Below are 14,332 nucleotides of genomic sequence, written 5' to 3'. Positions count from 1 at the left end.
CGTTAGCAACACGCTCAGTGAGCTCTGCACCCACATATGCGCCAAGACTTCGGAGCGGCAACGGGCGCTTCTGCCAGTTACCCAGCGCGACCTTTCGAGTAGCCAGAACGTTGGCCTGGGGAGGGCGGTCAGCGGCGACCTCTAAGCCGACCGTCGGACGGCCGTGCAGGGGCGCCGGCGACGGATGCGTCCAGGAACAGATCCGTCAGCGCCCACACTGCCGAGTCGAGTAGGTCCGGTGACTTCTCCTCGTGCTCGCTCGCGCCCACGTACGTCGTCATTTGCTCCTCCAAGGCCGCGAATGTGCGTGGCGGACCGGCGTGCGTGATGCGGGACTGCTCGTACAGCATGGCCACGGGCGCGGCACGAGCCCGCTTGTCGCGGGTGGCGCGCACGACGCGGCTGGGCACCGTCGGGTCGACTTCCGCGAGGAGCGCGGGGAGGTACTCGCCGCCGTTGTTGGCCTCGATGACGACGCAGTCGGCCTGGTGCTCGTGGTAGAGCGCGGCGGCCCGGCGCATCGCGGCGGTGGGGGTGTAGCGGTCCTGTTCGGCATGGAGGACGTAGCCGCGGGGGCGGCGGTCGCCGTACATCTGCTCCAGGGGATACGACCGGCCGGCCACCGTGAAGGCCGTGAAGTCCGCGCTGTCGGTGGTCGTGACGGCCGGGTCGACGGCGACCACCAGGCGGTCCAGTGGCGGGACCGCGGGGCGGGCGACGCGGAAACCCTCGACCTCGAACATCCACTGCTTCCACAAGGCGCCTTCGACGTCTTCGAGGAGTACGCCGTCGAGTTCCTGTCGGCCCAGGCGCGTGCCGCCGTACTCGGAGTCGAGTTCGGCGAGCGCGGCTACGGAGAGGTTGGCGCGGTTGTCCTCGGTGCGGCCGGTGGTCAGTACGACGCTGCGGCGACCGGTCGCGGCCTGGCCGCGCTCGACGAGGCGCTTGACGTGCGGGAGGGGCTTGGGGGTGGTGGAGACGATCACCTGCGGGGAGGGGGCCTCGCGCAGGCAGAACCAGAGCATGTCGTACACGGACTGGGCGGTGCGCCGGTTCCACGCCGCGTACTCGTCGAGCCAGCCCTTGTCGAAGGCGAAGCCCCGCAGGTTGTCGGGAGTCTCGGCGCCGAAGCCGTAGATCGCCGAGCCGTTCTTCAGCCGGAGGGTGGTGAGGCCGTTGCCGGGGCTGTAGTGGCGGATGTCCTCGGGCGGGATGACCGCGAGGAGGCCGGACTTGGGGGACTCGAAGCAGATCTCCTTGACCAGCGTGGCGTTCTTCGCGACCACCGCGATCATCGTTCCCGGCTTCGCCGCCCATTCCCGTACGGCCTCGGCGGCGGTCCGAGTCTTCCCCCAGCCGCGGCCGGCCAGGGTCAGCCAGGCGGTCCAGGCGCCCTCGGGCAGGCGCTGCACGGCGCGGGCATGGTGGTGGAGCCAGCCCTCGTGCGGCAGACCGTCACAGTCGGGGCGGTCGCAGGCCCAGCGCCGTGCCGATGCCGAGTCGGCCTCGATCAAGGACGTGATCTCGGCGTGGAGCTGGGCGTCCGACATCCGGGCCGGGGCCAGGCCCTGGACGGACTCGGGCGGGATGCTCACTGTTCCCCACCGTCCACGGCGGTGATCCGGGCCTCGAGTTCACGGCGCAGCTGCTCCATGCGCGCCCGACGCTCCTCATCGCTCAGACCGGTCACGTCCGCCACGTCGACGGCAGCGGGGCCGGCGGCGGCAGCCTCGGCGAGGTCGATGCCGTACGCCTGACGCTCGATGCGTACGGTGACCTCCAGCCAGCGGATCACATCGGCAGGGCTGAGCCGGGCCGGGTCCAACTGCTGGAGCTGAGCGACGAGTTTGGCCTGCGCGGCCGACGCGAGACGAGCATGGCGGCGGGCGACCTCACGGGCAGCTTGCTGGCGTTCGCTGCGCCAGAGCCGGTCCTGCTCGCGATCCCACGCTTCGGCGCGCAGTACCCACTGATGGGCAACGGACCAGCGCTCGATCAGGCTGCGGGTCTTGCGCAGTGTGTCGGCGACCTTGCTGATGCTGCGCGACAGGCCGAGGTCGCGGTAGCAGGCAAACGCCTCCCACGCGGCGGCCGACTCACCCGGCTGCCGCTCCCATGCCTCGGGGCGCTCTGCCATCCCTGCGCTACTCCTGTCTCCGGCCGCGTCGCCCTCCAAGATCGAGGCTATCGGCGGCTGCGCAGGGGCTGTTCACCTCATCCGGTCCTCACTCGTTCCCTATGCCGTGCAGCCGGGGGTCAAGAAGCCCGAGGTGCTCCAGGAGGTCTCGGACGTCCTCCCGGAGCTGGTCACGGTCGCGGCCCACCGCGCGACCGGCGACGTACAGGGCCGCCTTGCGGCGCTCGGCGTCCGTGAGCGGGGTGACCGACAAGGTGCGCTGCCAAGCCGTGTTGTCCTTCGCGAGATTCACACCGCCGCCTCCCCTGCCCCTTCGTCCAGGGCCTCGGGTTCAAGGCGGCCTTCAAGGAGCCCTGCAAGCTGGTCGGCGAGGCGGAACGGCTCGTCCGCCAGGTGCTCGGTGAGGGAGCGCGCCAGGCGTGCGGCCGTCCGGTGGACGGTCGTCAGCTGGTCGATCTCGGCATGCAGGCGGTTGGCCTCAGCGGCATACGGGCAGGTCACGGCGCGGGCCTCCGGAAGCTCGGCGGCAGGATGGCGCGCTGCCGGGCGGGGCCCAGAACGCGCAGCACCGTGTGCAGGTCGCTTGGCCGCCACAGGGCGACCTCGAACCCAGAGTCGGACAGGTGGGCCAGCCACACGCGCTGTGCGGGGCGGAGGCGGCCGTCGTCCGTCTTGAACTCGACGAAGAGCGTGCGCCGTTGCTTGATATGCCCGAAGACCTCGTCCGGCCAACCGGCATCGGAACGGCGCGAGTCGGCCGTGTGGTACTGGAGCTGCCAGCCGTATCGGGTCGCTATCTCGCGGACCTGCCTGCGCCACTGCTCTTCGCTCACGCCGCCCTGTGCCCGCTCGACGGAGACCGCATCGCGGGGGTAGCGCTCGGCCTCGAGCTGGTCCAGAGGGCCGTAGCGCTCCTTGAGCAGCTTGGCGTAAAGCTGCTGGTCCGCACGCGCAGCCGGGTTCATGCGCCGCCTTCCACACGTGTGCCGTCATGGCGGTAGAGCAGGGCGTAACCGGTGCTCGTGGGCCGCATGCGTTCCAGAAGGATCCTGACGGTGTGGCCGACCGCGCCACCCGCTGCCGGAGAGGTGAGGACGACGCACTGTGCGTGCCGCGCGGATACCGCCAGCACCCGCAGGGAGCGGCCGGCCATCGGCTTGTAGTTGTCGATCCAGACCTGACCAGGACGGACCACATCGGTATGCGTCATCCGGCCGCCCCGGCGAGGTAGTCGGCCGCCCACAGCTCCAGGGCGCGCCAGCGCCGCCCCGTCTCGATGTCGCCGTCCCGTTCCATCCGGTCGATGGCCTGCTGGACGACGGCCGCGGCATCGGCCGGCATGGTGCGCGTGGCAAGGACCGTCTCGATGGGGGCGCTGCCCTTGCGCGCGGCAAGGAGCTCGTCCGGGTCGTACCAGCCCTCCGAGAGTTCACCGAGGTGCCGCTCGACCACCGCGAGCAGGATCGCGAAGGCAGCGGCGACATTGCCGATGTTGTGTGCGCCTTTCACCGAGTCCAGCGTGTCGAGAACGGCTTCGTACTGATCGATGCGCGCCAGCCAGCGGGCGTCCGCGGAGGCGGTCTTTCGAGCGGCCTCCAGGGCGTGCTCCGCCGCCTCCTTCTCGTCGGGTAGGAACACGATCTGCACCGTGGCGAAGTCGAGGTTGGCCTCGGCCAGGCTCGGCACACTGACCTCGTCGAGGAGTTCCAGGGTCTTGTCGTCCAGGCCCGAGTAGAGGCGCATGGAGACGTCCTCCAGCTCGTCGTACAGCGCCTTGAGGGTGGCCGGATCGTCCTCGCCCGTGATCGCGTTGTGCGACAGCTGAAGCGCGATCTGCCGCTGCCGAGGGAGCGGCTCAGCGATCTCCATCCACCAGATCCGCTCAAGGCCAGCCTCGATCGCAGCCTTGGTGCGGTGGTTGCCCGACAGGACGATGCGCCGACCGGAATCAGCGTCGTTCCACACCAACGGTGTCGAGGTCAGAGTCCCGTCCTCGCGGAGGTTCGTGACGAGCCGCTGGAACTGCTCGTGCCGCATGAACCGTGCGTTCACGTCCAGCAGCGTCAGGTCACGCGGGTCCCCCTCGACCATGCGGGGCTTGAGCGGCTCACTCACCTCGGGCCTCCACCTGCGGTCTCCTCGCCCCTCTCCGGTTCGGGTCCCTTGAGTCCCTCTGCCTGTCCGTGCCGGTCACGCCATCGCGCGACCCCCTCGGCGAGAGACCAACGGCCGAGCTCGGCGCCGTAGTCGAGCTGGTAGCGATACGCCGGATCAGCCGACTCCTTACGGGAGTTGAGGCGCAGCAGGCCGCGGTACTTCATAGACACCGGCCGCTGGGTGAAGGCCGTCGTGTTCAGCCGGGTCAGACGGGTGTTCATGGTGCGCTGCGCCAGAAACTGCGCCTCCTTCGACAGGGCCGCGTACAGCACAAGCTTCGCGAGACGGCCGTACGAGGTGGGCGCTACCGGGAAGTCGGACAGCAGGTACACGTTGTGCGGGTCGTACTTCGGCGTAGAGAACGCGAATGCCCCCACCACGACCCCGTCGACCAGGACCGCGAGCGCCATCGTCGGAGTGCCGGGCCGGATGTTGTGGTTCATGTACTGCGACCGCAGGGTCGCAAACTGCCCCATGCTCAGCGGCGCGATCGCGAGCCGGTCGCCGAGGCGCTGCCCCGGTACGAGCCGTGGGGCCTTGACCAACTCCAGGCGCTGGGACGGCCGTACGATCCGCGACCGCGGAACGGAGGAGTACACGTTGATCGGCAGACCGCGGTTCGCAGTCTGCACCTGACCGCGCAGGTGATCGCCCAGCTCCTCGACGTCGAAGTGCAGGCCGAGCACCCAGTGCGGCCGGTCCGTGATGCGCTCCACCAGCGTCTGCTTCGCCGCATCGTCCAGCGTCGGGTACTCCGGCGCCGGCCATTGCAAGTGCTGGTCGAGCGCGGCGAACTGCGACTCGTAGTCCCCGGCGAAGAACGGCGGGAAGGCCACCACAGGGGCATCGCCGGGAACCTGCTCCGCAAGCCACTGATTGACGTCCATGGCCGCATACGAGGCCAGCCCCAGAGGCAGTGCCTCGATCTTCGCGACCGTCTTGGCGTGCAGCTCGGGGAACTGATGCCTGTAGGCCGCCAGCATGCGCCCGTAGTACGGGTGCTCGTCCCGGCCCAGCCACTGGAAGAACCGTGAGCCGAGGAGCACGACCGCCAAGGTCCCGGCACGGCCGTCCATGTACGGGGCCAGCCAGTCGAGTTGGGGTGCTGAATCGGCCCGCAGGGTGATTGGCAGTTCCTGCCCGGCGAGGTACCAGCCGATCGCCGACGAGTAGAGCTGCACGTCGCAGCCATGCAGTCGGAAACCGAAGTCGTGCAAGACGCGCTCGATCGTGAAGTTGCCCGAGCAGCCGACGTAGATGTCCTCGGCCTGGCCGACCCAACTGGCCGTGTGCTCATGGATGATCGCGCGGAGGTCGGCGGGGATCGATCCGTGGAACATCGAGCCTCCGACTGAGGGTGCCGACTTACTTAGTTAGTTAGATAGCTAGAACGAGGGTGGGATGCGGGCCCGGAGGGGCAGGGGGCTGGTCCTGCCGTGCTGGACCGCCTGGGAACCAGGAGGCGCGGGGGACGCCTGGAGGGTTGGTTCCGGGGGCTGGTCGGCTCCGCACCACGAACCCGTGCGGACGCATCCTCGAGCGCCGGGCCCGACTCGAACGGGCTCCTCCCCACCGGGGGCGGGGCGTGCTGCCAGGTGCACTACCGACGCGCGGCGATACCCGCCCCGAAGGGCGGGCCCTCACCAACAATCGAACCCTATCAGACGAAGCACTGTCTACACATATGGCGGGCGCGGATTGCCGCGCCCGTCAATCGAGCGCCCCCCTGACAGCTGAGGGGGATTGCTACTCGTCAGCCTCGGCGAGGCTCATCAACTCGATCGTCCCGTACGGGCAATCCTCAACCGTCCGCACCTTCCGAGCCCTCGAGTGGACCGCCGACGCTTCGAACAACTCACCCTGGCCGGGAGGGGCGGGCTTCGGCTCGGGCGCCTTCTCGAAGTCCTCCCTTGCCATCTCAGCCCAATTGCGCCATCCAGGAGCACCGTTCACATCAACACCCCCTGCTCGTACGCGGGCCCCAGCGGGCCGAGTTCCCTGACCTGGCCGCCAGTCCGCTCCTGCCACCAGGCAGCGAACATGCGCCGATGGCACCACTCCCCCGGCTCGGCCAAGTCCTCGAAGCACAGCATCACCAACCGCAGATCCTCAGCCGCGACGGCGATCCGCTGAAACCGCGACGCCAACGCTTCGACCCCGCAACGATCGAGCTGTGCCCGGTAGGCCAACTCGAACTCCGCACGCCCTGCACCGAAATACGCCCGGCTCGGAGCGAGTTCGGGCACCTTGTGGTCCAAGGTGTAGGGCAATGCCCATCGAGGAGGGGACAGGGTGATGCGTACAGGCACCCCCATCTCCGCCTTGAAATCGCGGTACCTGTGCGTGAATAGCTCGAACATCCTCAACCCTTCACCGCCCGCACCGCTCGCTCCACAGCCGGGCGTCGATACGACCTGACGCCCCGGGGTGACCGATTGGGTCCCACCAGGCCGTTTCGGCCCGCTACTTAACGTTGCCGGTTCTCGCCGTGGCCCCAATGGTCACGAAATACGCTCAGGGCTGCGCTTGACTGGGCAGTCCACTCGCGGTGGAGGCCTTCAAACTCGCGGGTCGCGTCCAGGTGGTGCTCCTGAAGCTCCTGGATGTGTTCGCAGGTCGCCCCTGCCTCGATGGCTTGCGCGAGGGCCTCCGTCACCTGGGCCAGCTCCCGGCCGGCTTCCCCGAGCCGACGAGCCGTTTCCCTGCTCTCGTTCGCGAAGGCCAGAGCGATCTCAGAGCTGCCGTCCTTCGGGCCCTTCACAGTGGGCTCGTACGTGACCCTGTGGAACGTGAATGCGTACATGGCATTCCCTTCAGCGCTGTCGAATGGAGCCAACTTCTTGCTAATATAATTCTATTCCACATCAACTTAGCTCGACAAGTGTTTACATTCATCGAGGTTCCAGGACTTCCGCCACCGACCGCACGCGAACCGCATCCCGCGGAATTCTGGATCACCCCACTTCAACCCCACTCTCGCCCTACCCCTGGAAGCGGTAGCCCCCTTACACGCGTGCGGCCGGAGCTCGCTCGGAGCCCCGGCCGTACACCGCGCAACCGCCCCCTCAGGCAGCCTCGGTGACACTCTCGCCCAGCTCCTGCTCGGCCGCCGCAGTGAGCTCGGCGAGCTCCTCGGCCGCCTCGGCCAGCTCAGCCTCGGTGGGCTCCTCTGCGGCCAAGGCATCGCCCCCCTCTGGAGCGTCCCGCTCGTCGCCGTTCTCCTGGTCGCCCTCGACCCTGAGCTCGGGGCGCACGTCCAGCTGCCTGGCCTCCGACATCGCCTTCGCCTTGCGCAGCTTCTTCACCGACTCGGCCGCCGCCTTGCGTACGCGCTCGATCGCGTCCAAGTGCTTGCCGACCTCGCCCTCGAAGAGCTCCGCGAGCTCGGTCGGCGTCTTGCCCGCCAGTTCCTGCAGAAGGGCGCCGGCGCGCTCCACGTGGTCGACCTTGCCCTTGGCCTGCTTGCGCTCCTTGGTCTTCTCCTCCTTCTCCTTCTCGGACAGCTCCTTGTCCGAGAAGAAGCCCTCCTGCTTCTCCTTCATGCGCATCGCCTGCGCGAAAGTCGAGGCGTCCGTCTCCGACCTGAAGTCACCCTTCATGTACCGGGTGACGGCCGCCTTCTGGTTGGCCGGAGTGAGCCGGGAGAGGTGCCACGCGAAGTCGGGCTTGATCTTCCCGTCGGACACCAGTGCGGCGATGTCGGTCGTGAGGTTGAGCAGGTCCATGCGCCACTTCACGTAGTCCGGCGTCTTGCCGAACATCTCCGCGATGCGCTCCGCGGAGTGCCCGAACCCGACCAGGTCCGCGTACGCCTGGGCCTCTTCCATGAGCGTCATGTCGGCGCGGCCGACGTTCTCGGAGATGCTCATCACGAACGCCTTCTCGTCGTCGACGCTCTTGACGACCTGGCCCTTGATGGTCGTGGCGCCGTCCACGCGATGCATTGCCCGCCAGCGGCGCTCGCCCATGATGATCTGGAACTTGCGCCTGCCCTTGGGCCGGCGGACCAGGATGGGCTGGAGCTGTCCGACCTCCGTGAACTGGGCGGCCAGCTCCTTCAACTTGGCCTCGTCGAAGTACTTGCGGGGCTGGTCCGGGTTGGGCTCGATCTGGTCGAGCGGGAGGTCCAGAACCTCGGTGTTGCTCGCGGCCTTGGTGGGCATTGTGATGTCTCCTCGCACTCTGTCCTCAAAGGTGGGGTTCTTTGAGGTGATGACATCACTTTATTATTCAGCAACTTTCACCGTCAAGCTTTTTTCATCATGAAAGCGTTGAGGTGCCCTTCATCCCACTTTCTAGATCTCTACATTGCCTACACAGATCTTTCGGGCAAAAGAGGATCACCATCAGGATCAGGCTCCACATCTCCTCCGCCAAGGACCGCGATGATGAAGTCGTACAGTTCGGAGCCCTCGTCGTCCGCGCCCGCCCCGCTCGTCTCGTCGCATCCCGCTTCCGCCCCTGCCGACGAGCCGCCCGTTGTCACGTTTCAACCCCTATACCCAGGCGCGGACTTGGTGTCGCGCTGCGAGTCACCGCCCGGCAGTGGCGGACGCGCACAGACATGCCGACGGCATGTGCGTGCGCGCTACCCGTGATGAGGCGTCAGCGTATGCCGGTCCACGAGGGGCGCGCAATCATGGGTCCAGACCAGTGGCGATCAGGTGCGGGTCTGCCGGTTCAGCTCATGCGTGCCGACCGGCAAGCCGCTTACCGGTACACGATGTTGAAGCGCTGTTCATCAAACTTGTTGGACCCCCGCTTAGTCGCAGGCTCCACACGGACTCGCTCGACGACCAACTGCAGGAGGGCTCGCCGCTGTTCGTCACCAGCGGTGTGGTGCCACCACTCAGTGAGGCCTTCCTGCGTCAACTCGGGCAACTCACCCAGGTACTTGCTGCGACGCTGGACCGCCAACGCCGCCTTGCGCTTCCCTTCCAGACTCTTCACCGCAGTCTGGTAGTCCAGCATCCGAAGGCTGGCCGCTCCGAGCTGTTCGGCCAACTCCTTCCGGCGCAGGTCGAGTTCGCCGAGTTGACGGCTCGCCCCTTCAGCTGCCGAGACAATCCTGTCTCGGGCGGCGGCGAGCTTCTGCAACGTGTTGGGCCGGGAGAGCTTGGCCAGCATGCGCTCGGCAACGTACTCGTCCAACGGTGGGGCGGAGATCCAGATCTTGCCGCACCCTTCGGCCTCACACATGTAGCCGCGGGCGCCCTTGGAAGTCGAGCGAGACACCAACGGCGATTCACACAGGTCGCACTGGGCCGTGCCGCCAGAGAGCAAGTAGACGTGCTGAGGCACCTGACCGCGTTCGTTCTGCCTGAAGTGACGGTCGATCGCCTCGAAGAGCTCGCGAGGGATGAGGGGCTCCGCCGGCCCTTCGACCAGCTCCCCTTCGGTGTTTCGCCGCAGTCCCGCGATTGCGGGATTCCTCAGTCGCCGACGCAGCGTAGTGGGAGACCACGGGCGGCCGGACACCGTCGGACCGGCGCTCTCCGTCATCCACTCCGCGACGCCCCCCAGCGTCGCCCCCTCCTCCTCGAGGAGCTTGCGAGCTGCAGCTACGAGGTACTCCGCCTCGTGTGGGACCTTGGTGACTCCATCGTTCTCGTGGCCGTAAGCCCTCATACCCTCTCCAGCCCGAACATCTCCCCCAGCAGGACAAAGGGTATGACAAGCCCCTCCACTGTCTTCCCTAGATGTTCCACTTGTCACCCCTTGGGCGAAGCGGCTCGCTCCATGCCCTGCCGGTGAACCACTAGCGGTGCTTCAACTGCACTGGTAGCGCACTGGGTAACTCCGTGGACTGTAGCGACGCTGCCACTCCCCCGTCTATTGGGACTAACGGGTTAAGAGGCCCTACCAGCGAGTCGCCGTGTTCGATTCTTGCCTAGGCATATAGGGATGCCTGAGGTTCCCTCAGGACGCCTGGTGCGCACTTGCGCAGGTAGAGGCGCGTTCGACAGGCCCGACCCGTCCGGCGGCTCCTGCTGTACGGAATTCGTACAGCAGCGCCCGAACATGGCAGGCGAGTCGCACGCAGGCCTGCGGCTTGTGCCGCATCCCACACCCAGGGCCGCTTCCGTGGAGACGATGCGATGCCTTATAGGTGCGCCGCCGATAGCTCGCGCATGCCGCAGGGGGCCATGCGAACCGCCACAACTCCCACGACGCTACGTGGAGGGAGTGACGCCGAGCGCCCGCCACAGGTCCGCCGTGATCACCCGCTTCACCCCGGCGTAGATGTGCACAGGCACGGGAAACTCGTCGGCCTTGACCAGGTCGTACGTGGTGTTCCGTCCGAGGTCGAATGCCCGGCCGGCGGTCAGGACGTCGACGGCGACAGGCAGTGCGAGCAGCTCTTCACGTGTCATAGCCATGCGCGCACCGCCGCAGCAGCGACATGACAGGTGGCTGAAAGCTGTCGATCGAGCACGTTCGTGCGCTCCCGTTCCGCCCCCGCGCCTCCCAGGTAACCCCGGAAGACTCTAGATTCTCCTCAGGCAGGCCACAAGATCCGGATGCCAGAAACCCCATGCATCCGATCCACTGCCTCCACGTGTGACGGCCAAGCCCACGCACGTTCGGGCGTCAGCTATCCGCTGCTTCTTGGCCCTTGACGCGATCGAGGGCCGCACTTCACCGCGATAAGCAATAGTTCTGCCTACACGTAGGATCGCGGCGCTTCGCAGCGCCTACGCACCACGGGAGGGATGCGTGTTCAAGGGCTACGTCCACCGACTCTGCGGTTGCCGCAAGCCGGTCCTCGACGACGACGGGCAGCCGGTCCTCGACAAGAAGGGGGACCCCAAGACCACTGTCGTCGGCCGCACTTGCCCCCTTCTCAAGAAGCGGGACCACGGCACCTGGTTCTACTGCGTCGAGTTGCCGCTCGGCCCCAAGGGAGCCCGCCGCCGACCACGCAAGGGCGGGTTCGCCACCAAGAAGAAGGCGGAAGACGCGGCCCAAGAAGTCTGGGACCTCGCCCACGCAGGCGTCGACGTCCTCTCCGACGAGACCGTCGAGCAGTACCTGACGCGCTGGCTGGGGGCCAAGCAGAGCACCAAGCGCTCCACGAACCACAGTTACGACGACTACGTCCACCGGATCTTCGTCCCGCACCTCGGCCACCACAAACTGCGCGACCTGCGCACCCGGCACATCGAGGACATGTACGCCGCGATCCGCGCGGAGAATGACCGGCGCCGCAAGAACCAGCAGGAAGCCGCGGACGCCATCACCGCCGAACGAGCCGCCCACAAGGCGTGGAAGGACGCCCTCGCCCCACGAGACCCACAACTCAAGAGTGCCTGGCACGAAGCCCAGAACGCCCTCAAGTCGGCGCTCGCCAAGCCCCGCAAGCCCACCGGCCCCGGCACCCAGCGCCGCATCAACGCCGCGCTCAGCTCCGCCCTCCAGTCCGCCCAGCGCCAGAAGCTGATCAGCGACAACTGGGCCCGCTACGTCGAACTCCCCTCCTACCGCCCGCCCAAGCCCCTGCTGTGGACCAAGTCCCGCGTGGAGACGTGGCGCGCGACGGGCGAGAAGCCAAGCCCGGTCATGGTGTGGACCGCCGCCCAGACCGGCGAGTTCCTCGACTCCGTGGTCCCCGACCGGCTCTACCCGCTGTGGCACCTCGTCGCCTTCATCGGGCTGCGCCGAGGCGAGTCCTGCGCCCTGCCCTGGAGCGAGACAGACCTCGACGAAGCCGTCATCCACGTCACCGAACAGATCGTCGCCGTCTCCTGGGAGGCGTACGAGGACACCCCGAAGAACGACCGCATCCGCGACATCTCCCTCGACGAGGACACCACCGAACTCCTGCGCTGGTGGCGCAAGGCGCAGCGGACCGAGCGCGAGGACTGGGAGGAGAAACACCGGACCGACCCCGAGAAGTACGGCCCCTACGTGGACTCGGGCCGCATCTTCACCAAGGAGGACGGATCCGCGTACCACCCGCAGTTCTTCTCCGACCGCTTCGAGCGGCTCTACAAGAAGGTCGGCCTGCCGCCCGTCCGGCTGCACGACCTGCGCCACGGCTCAGCCTCACTCGCACTCCTGGCCGGCGTCCACATCAAAGTCGTGCAGCAGCGCCTCGGACACTCCTCGATCAAAGTCACCGCCGACATCTACACCAGCGTCGCCGAGGAGGTCGAGCGCGAGGCGGCAGCCGCCACGCTGGCCGTCGTGCCCAGGTCCCGGAAAAAGCAACTGCCCCCGGAGGAAGCTCCTCTCGAAGGGGCCGGGGCAGACGGCGAGGAGAGCGAGTCCGAGGCGGCCGACGGGACCGCCTCCGGCCCAACCGAAACAGCCGCCTGACCCTCCGGCCAAACCTCGGCCAAACACGCGCACGCACGCTCACGCAAAGGGCCCTCCGCACTCGTTCACGGAGGGCCCTTGATCGTCTACTGAAGAGAAAAAGCCAGGTCAGACGGCATCTGACCTGGCTTCCATGCAGAGCCCCCTGTCGGATTCGAACCGACGACCTACGCATTACAAGTGCGTTGCTCTGGCCATCTGAGCTAAGGAGGCGCGGCCGCGGTCGAGCAGGCGGCGCGGCGGTTTCCACACTTTACACAGGGGGCGTCCTCGCGGGCCACGGACAAGGCGGCCCAGGGGCCCTCGGCGCCGGGGCTCCCTGCCCGGGGCTCCCGTGTCTGCCGACCGTCCGTAGCAGGGCGTGCGAGCTGCGCGAGTTGCCGTACGACTGCTGACACCGGCGAATCCGGCGGGTACTGTCACTGCCAGTCCGGCCCGACCGGTCTACACCACTGCACCGCAACGATGCGGCGCAGCCACTTCCTTTACTCGGATCGTCCGGCACGTTCCTGCCGGTGAAGGGGGCTTCACAGCCATGGCTTCTGTCACGTTCGACAAGGCGACCCGCATCTACCCGGGCTCCGACAAGCCCGCGGTGGACGGACTGGAGATCGAGATCGAGGACGGCGAGTTCCTCGTCCTCGTCGGTCCCTCCGGCTGCGGAAAGTCGACCTCCCTGCGCATGCTCGCGGGGCTTGAGGACGTCAACGGCGGTGCGATCCGCATCGGCGACCGCGACGTCACGCACCTGCCGCCGAAGGACCGGGACATCGCCATGGTGTTCCAGAACTACGCGCTCTACCCGCACATGACGGTCGCCGACAACATGGGCTTCGCGCTCAAGATCGCGGGCGTCCCGAAGTCGGAGATCCGGCAGAAGGTCGAGGACGCCGCGAAGATCCTCGACCTCACCGAGTACCTGGGCCGCAAGCCCAAGGCGCTCTCCGGCGGTCAGCGCCAGCGCGTCGCGATGGGCCGCGCCATCGTCCGCGAGCCGCAGGTCTTCCTCATGGACGAGCCGCTGTCGAACCTCGACGCAAAGCTCCGCGTCTCGACCCGTACGCAGATCGCCTCGCTCCAGCGCCGCCTCGGCATCACCACGGTGTACGTCACCCACGACCAGGTCGAGGCCATGACGATGGGCGACCGCGTGGCCGTCCTGAAGGACGGGCTCCTCCAGCAGGTGGACTCGCCGCGCAACATGTACGACCGTCCGGCCAACCTCTTCGTCGCCGGCTTCATCGGCTCGCCCGCGATGAACCTCGTCGAGGTCCCGATCACCGACGGCGGCGTGAAGTTCGGCAACTCCGTGGTCCCGGTGAACCGCGAGGCCCTCACCGCCGCCGCCGACAAGGGCGACCGCACGGTCACCGTCGGCGTCCGCCCCGAGCACTTCGACGTGGTCGAGCAGAACGGCGAGGCCGCCAAGTCGCTCAGCAAGGACAGCGCGGAGGCCCCCGCCGGTCTGGCGATCACCGTGAACGTCGTCGAGGAACTCGGCGCCGACGGCTACGTCTACGGCACCGCCGACGTCGGCGGCGAGCCCAAGGACCTCGTGGTCCGCGTCAGCGGCCGCGCCGTCCCGGAGAAGGGCTCCCAGCTGCACGTCGTGCCGCGCCCGGGCGAGACCCACGTCTTCGCCACGTCCTCCGGCGAGCGCCTCAGCGACTGATCCTGGCCCAACATGGCCCGGTGGCCCCGCACTTCGGTGCGGGGCCG

15 protein-coding genes and 2 tRNA genes are annotated in these 14,332 nt (G+C 67.6%); 2 read left to right on the top strand and 15 right to left on the bottom strand.

Features of this window, described 5'->3' with window-relative positions; translation table 11 throughout:
* Positions 1-128: 128 nt before the first annotated feature.
* The 14 genes from QIT00_RS05040 to QIT00_RS04975 form a co-directional block, all read right to left on the bottom strand.
* On the bottom strand, positions 129-1,595 hold the full coding sequence (locus QIT00_RS05040) for a terminase large subunit domain-containing protein (RefSeq protein ID WP_282533855.1): 1,467 nt from the start codon (positions 1,593-1,595) through the stop codon (positions 129-131).
* Positions 1,592-2,137 (bottom strand): hypothetical protein, encoded by a 546-nt coding sequence (locus tag QIT00_RS05035; RefSeq protein WP_282533854.1) that lies wholly within the window; start codon positions 2,135-2,137, stop codon positions 1,592-1,594. The genes QIT00_RS05040 and QIT00_RS05035 overlap by 4 nt, the downstream gene beginning before the upstream one ends.
* Before the next feature lie 88 nt (positions 2,138-2,225).
* The gene (locus QIT00_RS05030) at positions 2,226-2,429 is read right to left on the bottom strand and encodes a hypothetical protein (protein ID WP_282533853.1); all 204 of its coding nucleotides are present in this window, start codon (positions 2,427-2,429) and stop codon (positions 2,226-2,228) included.
* Positions 2,426-2,638 (bottom strand): hypothetical protein, encoded by a 213-nt coding sequence (locus tag QIT00_RS05025; protein WP_282533852.1) that lies wholly within the window; start codon positions 2,636-2,638, stop codon positions 2,426-2,428. Before QIT00_RS05025 ends, QIT00_RS05030 begins: the two co-directional genes overlap by 4 nt.
* Complete coding sequence (locus QIT00_RS05020; protein WP_282533851.1) at positions 2,635-3,102, bottom strand: VRR-NUC domain-containing protein; 468 nt, start codon at positions 3,100-3,102, stop codon at positions 2,635-2,637. Before QIT00_RS05020 ends, QIT00_RS05025 begins: the two co-directional genes overlap by 4 nt.
* Entirely contained in the window at positions 3,099-3,347 is a 249-nt protein-coding gene (locus tag QIT00_RS05015; protein ID WP_282533850.1) for a DUF6354 family protein, read from the bottom strand. Before QIT00_RS05015 ends, QIT00_RS05020 begins: the two co-directional genes overlap by 4 nt.
* On the bottom strand, positions 3,344-4,252 hold the full coding sequence (locus QIT00_RS05010) for a ParB/Srx family N-terminal domain-containing protein (protein ID WP_282533849.1): 909 nt from the start codon (positions 4,250-4,252) through the stop codon (positions 3,344-3,346). Before QIT00_RS05010 ends, QIT00_RS05015 begins: the two co-directional genes overlap by 4 nt.
* A complete protein-coding gene (locus tag QIT00_RS05005) occupies positions 4,249-5,634 on the bottom strand; it encodes a putative antirestriction adenine methyltransferase (RefSeq protein ID WP_282533848.1) in 1,386 nt (461 codons plus the stop codon). The genes QIT00_RS05010 and QIT00_RS05005 overlap by 4 nt, the downstream gene beginning before the upstream one ends.
* A 198-nt stretch (positions 5,635-5,832) precedes the next feature.
* Positions 5,833-5,904 (bottom strand) — tRNA-Gly (locus tag QIT00_RS05000).
* A 339-nt stretch (positions 5,905-6,243) separates the two neighbouring features.
* Complete coding sequence (locus tag QIT00_RS04995) at positions 6,244-6,654, bottom strand: DUF488 family protein (RefSeq protein WP_282533847.1); 411 nt, start codon at positions 6,652-6,654, stop codon at positions 6,244-6,246.
* 107 nt (positions 6,655-6,761) lie between these two features.
* On the bottom strand, positions 6,762-7,097 hold the full coding sequence (locus QIT00_RS04990) for a hypothetical protein (RefSeq protein ID WP_282533846.1): 336 nt from the start codon (positions 7,095-7,097) through the stop codon (positions 6,762-6,764).
* Between the two features lie 262 nt (positions 7,098-7,359).
* Entirely contained in the window at positions 7,360-8,457 is a 1,098-nt protein-coding gene (locus QIT00_RS04985) for a ParB/RepB/Spo0J family partition protein (RefSeq protein ID WP_282533845.1), read from the bottom strand.
* 547 nt (positions 8,458-9,004) lie between these two features.
* Complete coding sequence (locus tag QIT00_RS04980; protein ID WP_282533844.1) at positions 9,005-9,922, bottom strand: recombinase family protein; 918 nt, start codon at positions 9,920-9,922, stop codon at positions 9,005-9,007.
* A gap of 545 nt (positions 9,923-10,467) precedes the next feature.
* Entirely contained in the window at positions 10,468-10,674 is a 207-nt protein-coding gene (locus QIT00_RS04975; RefSeq protein WP_282533843.1) for a DNA-binding protein, read from the bottom strand.
* A 337-nt stretch (positions 10,675-11,011) separates the two neighbouring features.
* Here QIT00_RS04975 and QIT00_RS04970 point away from each other — a divergent pair, with 337 nt between their 5' ends.
* Complete coding sequence (locus QIT00_RS04970; RefSeq protein ID WP_282533842.1) at positions 11,012-12,613, top strand: tyrosine-type recombinase/integrase; 1,602 nt, start codon at positions 11,012-11,014, stop codon at positions 12,611-12,613.
* A gap of 139 nt (positions 12,614-12,752) precedes the next feature.
* Here the strand turns inward: QIT00_RS04970 and QIT00_RS04965 are convergent.
* Positions 12,753-12,826, bottom strand: a tRNA-Thr gene (locus QIT00_RS04965).
* A 322-nt stretch (positions 12,827-13,148) separates the two neighbouring features.
* Between QIT00_RS04965 and QIT00_RS04960 the strand changes: the two genes are divergently transcribed.
* Positions 13,149-14,285, top strand: coding sequence for an ABC transporter ATP-binding protein (locus QIT00_RS04960; RefSeq protein ID WP_282533841.1), 1,137 nt, complete (start codon positions 13,149-13,151; stop codon positions 14,283-14,285).
* Positions 14,286-14,332: the final 47 nt, after the last annotated feature.

Source organism: Streptomyces luteolus (genome assembly GCF_029968015.1).
Taxonomy (GTDB): Bacteria; Actinomycetota; Actinomycetes; order Streptomycetales; family Streptomycetaceae; genus Streptomyces; species Streptomyces luteolus.
The sequence above is the reverse complement of the archived record's forward strand: the minus strand, read 5'-3'. Positions and strand labels throughout refer to the sequence as shown.

Bases quoted from the DNA above. Each gene is read 5' to 3' on its own strand.
- QIT00_RS05035 (WP_282533854.1), bottom strand. From the start codon at position 2,137: ATGGCAGAGCGCCCCGAGGCATGGGAGCGGCAGCCGGGTGAGTCGGCC.
- QIT00_RS04985 (WP_282533845.1), bottom strand. From the start codon at position 8,457: ATGCCCACCAAGGCCGCGAGCAACACCGAGGTTCTGGACCTCCCGCTC.
- QIT00_RS04980 (WP_282533844.1), bottom strand. From the start codon at position 9,922: ATGAGGGCTTACGGCCACGAGAACGATGGAGTCACCAAGGTCCCACAC.
- QIT00_RS05020 (WP_282533851.1), bottom strand. From the start codon at position 3,102: ATGAACCCGGCTGCGCGTGCGGACCAGCAGCTTTACGCCAAGCTGCTC.
- QIT00_RS04990 (WP_282533846.1), bottom strand. From the start codon at position 7,097: ATGTACGCATTCACGTTCCACAGGGTCACGTACGAGCCCACTGTGAAG.
- QIT00_RS04995 (WP_282533847.1), bottom strand. From the start codon at position 6,654: ATGTTCGAGCTATTCACGCACAGGTACCGCGATTTCAAGGCGGAGATG.
- QIT00_RS05005 (WP_282533848.1), bottom strand. From the start codon at position 5,634: ATGTTCCACGGATCGATCCCCGCCGACCTCCGCGCGATCATCCATGAG.
- QIT00_RS04975 (WP_282533843.1), bottom strand. From the start codon at position 10,674: ATGGCTATGACACGTGAAGAGCTGCTCGCACTGCCTGTCGCCGTCGAC.
- QIT00_RS04960 (WP_282533841.1), top strand. From the start codon at position 13,149: ATGGCTTCTGTCACGTTCGACAAGGCGACCCGCATCTACCCGGGCTCC.
- QIT00_RS05015 (WP_282533850.1), bottom strand. From the start codon at position 3,347: ATGACGCATACCGATGTGGTCCGTCCTGGTCAGGTCTGGATCGACAAC.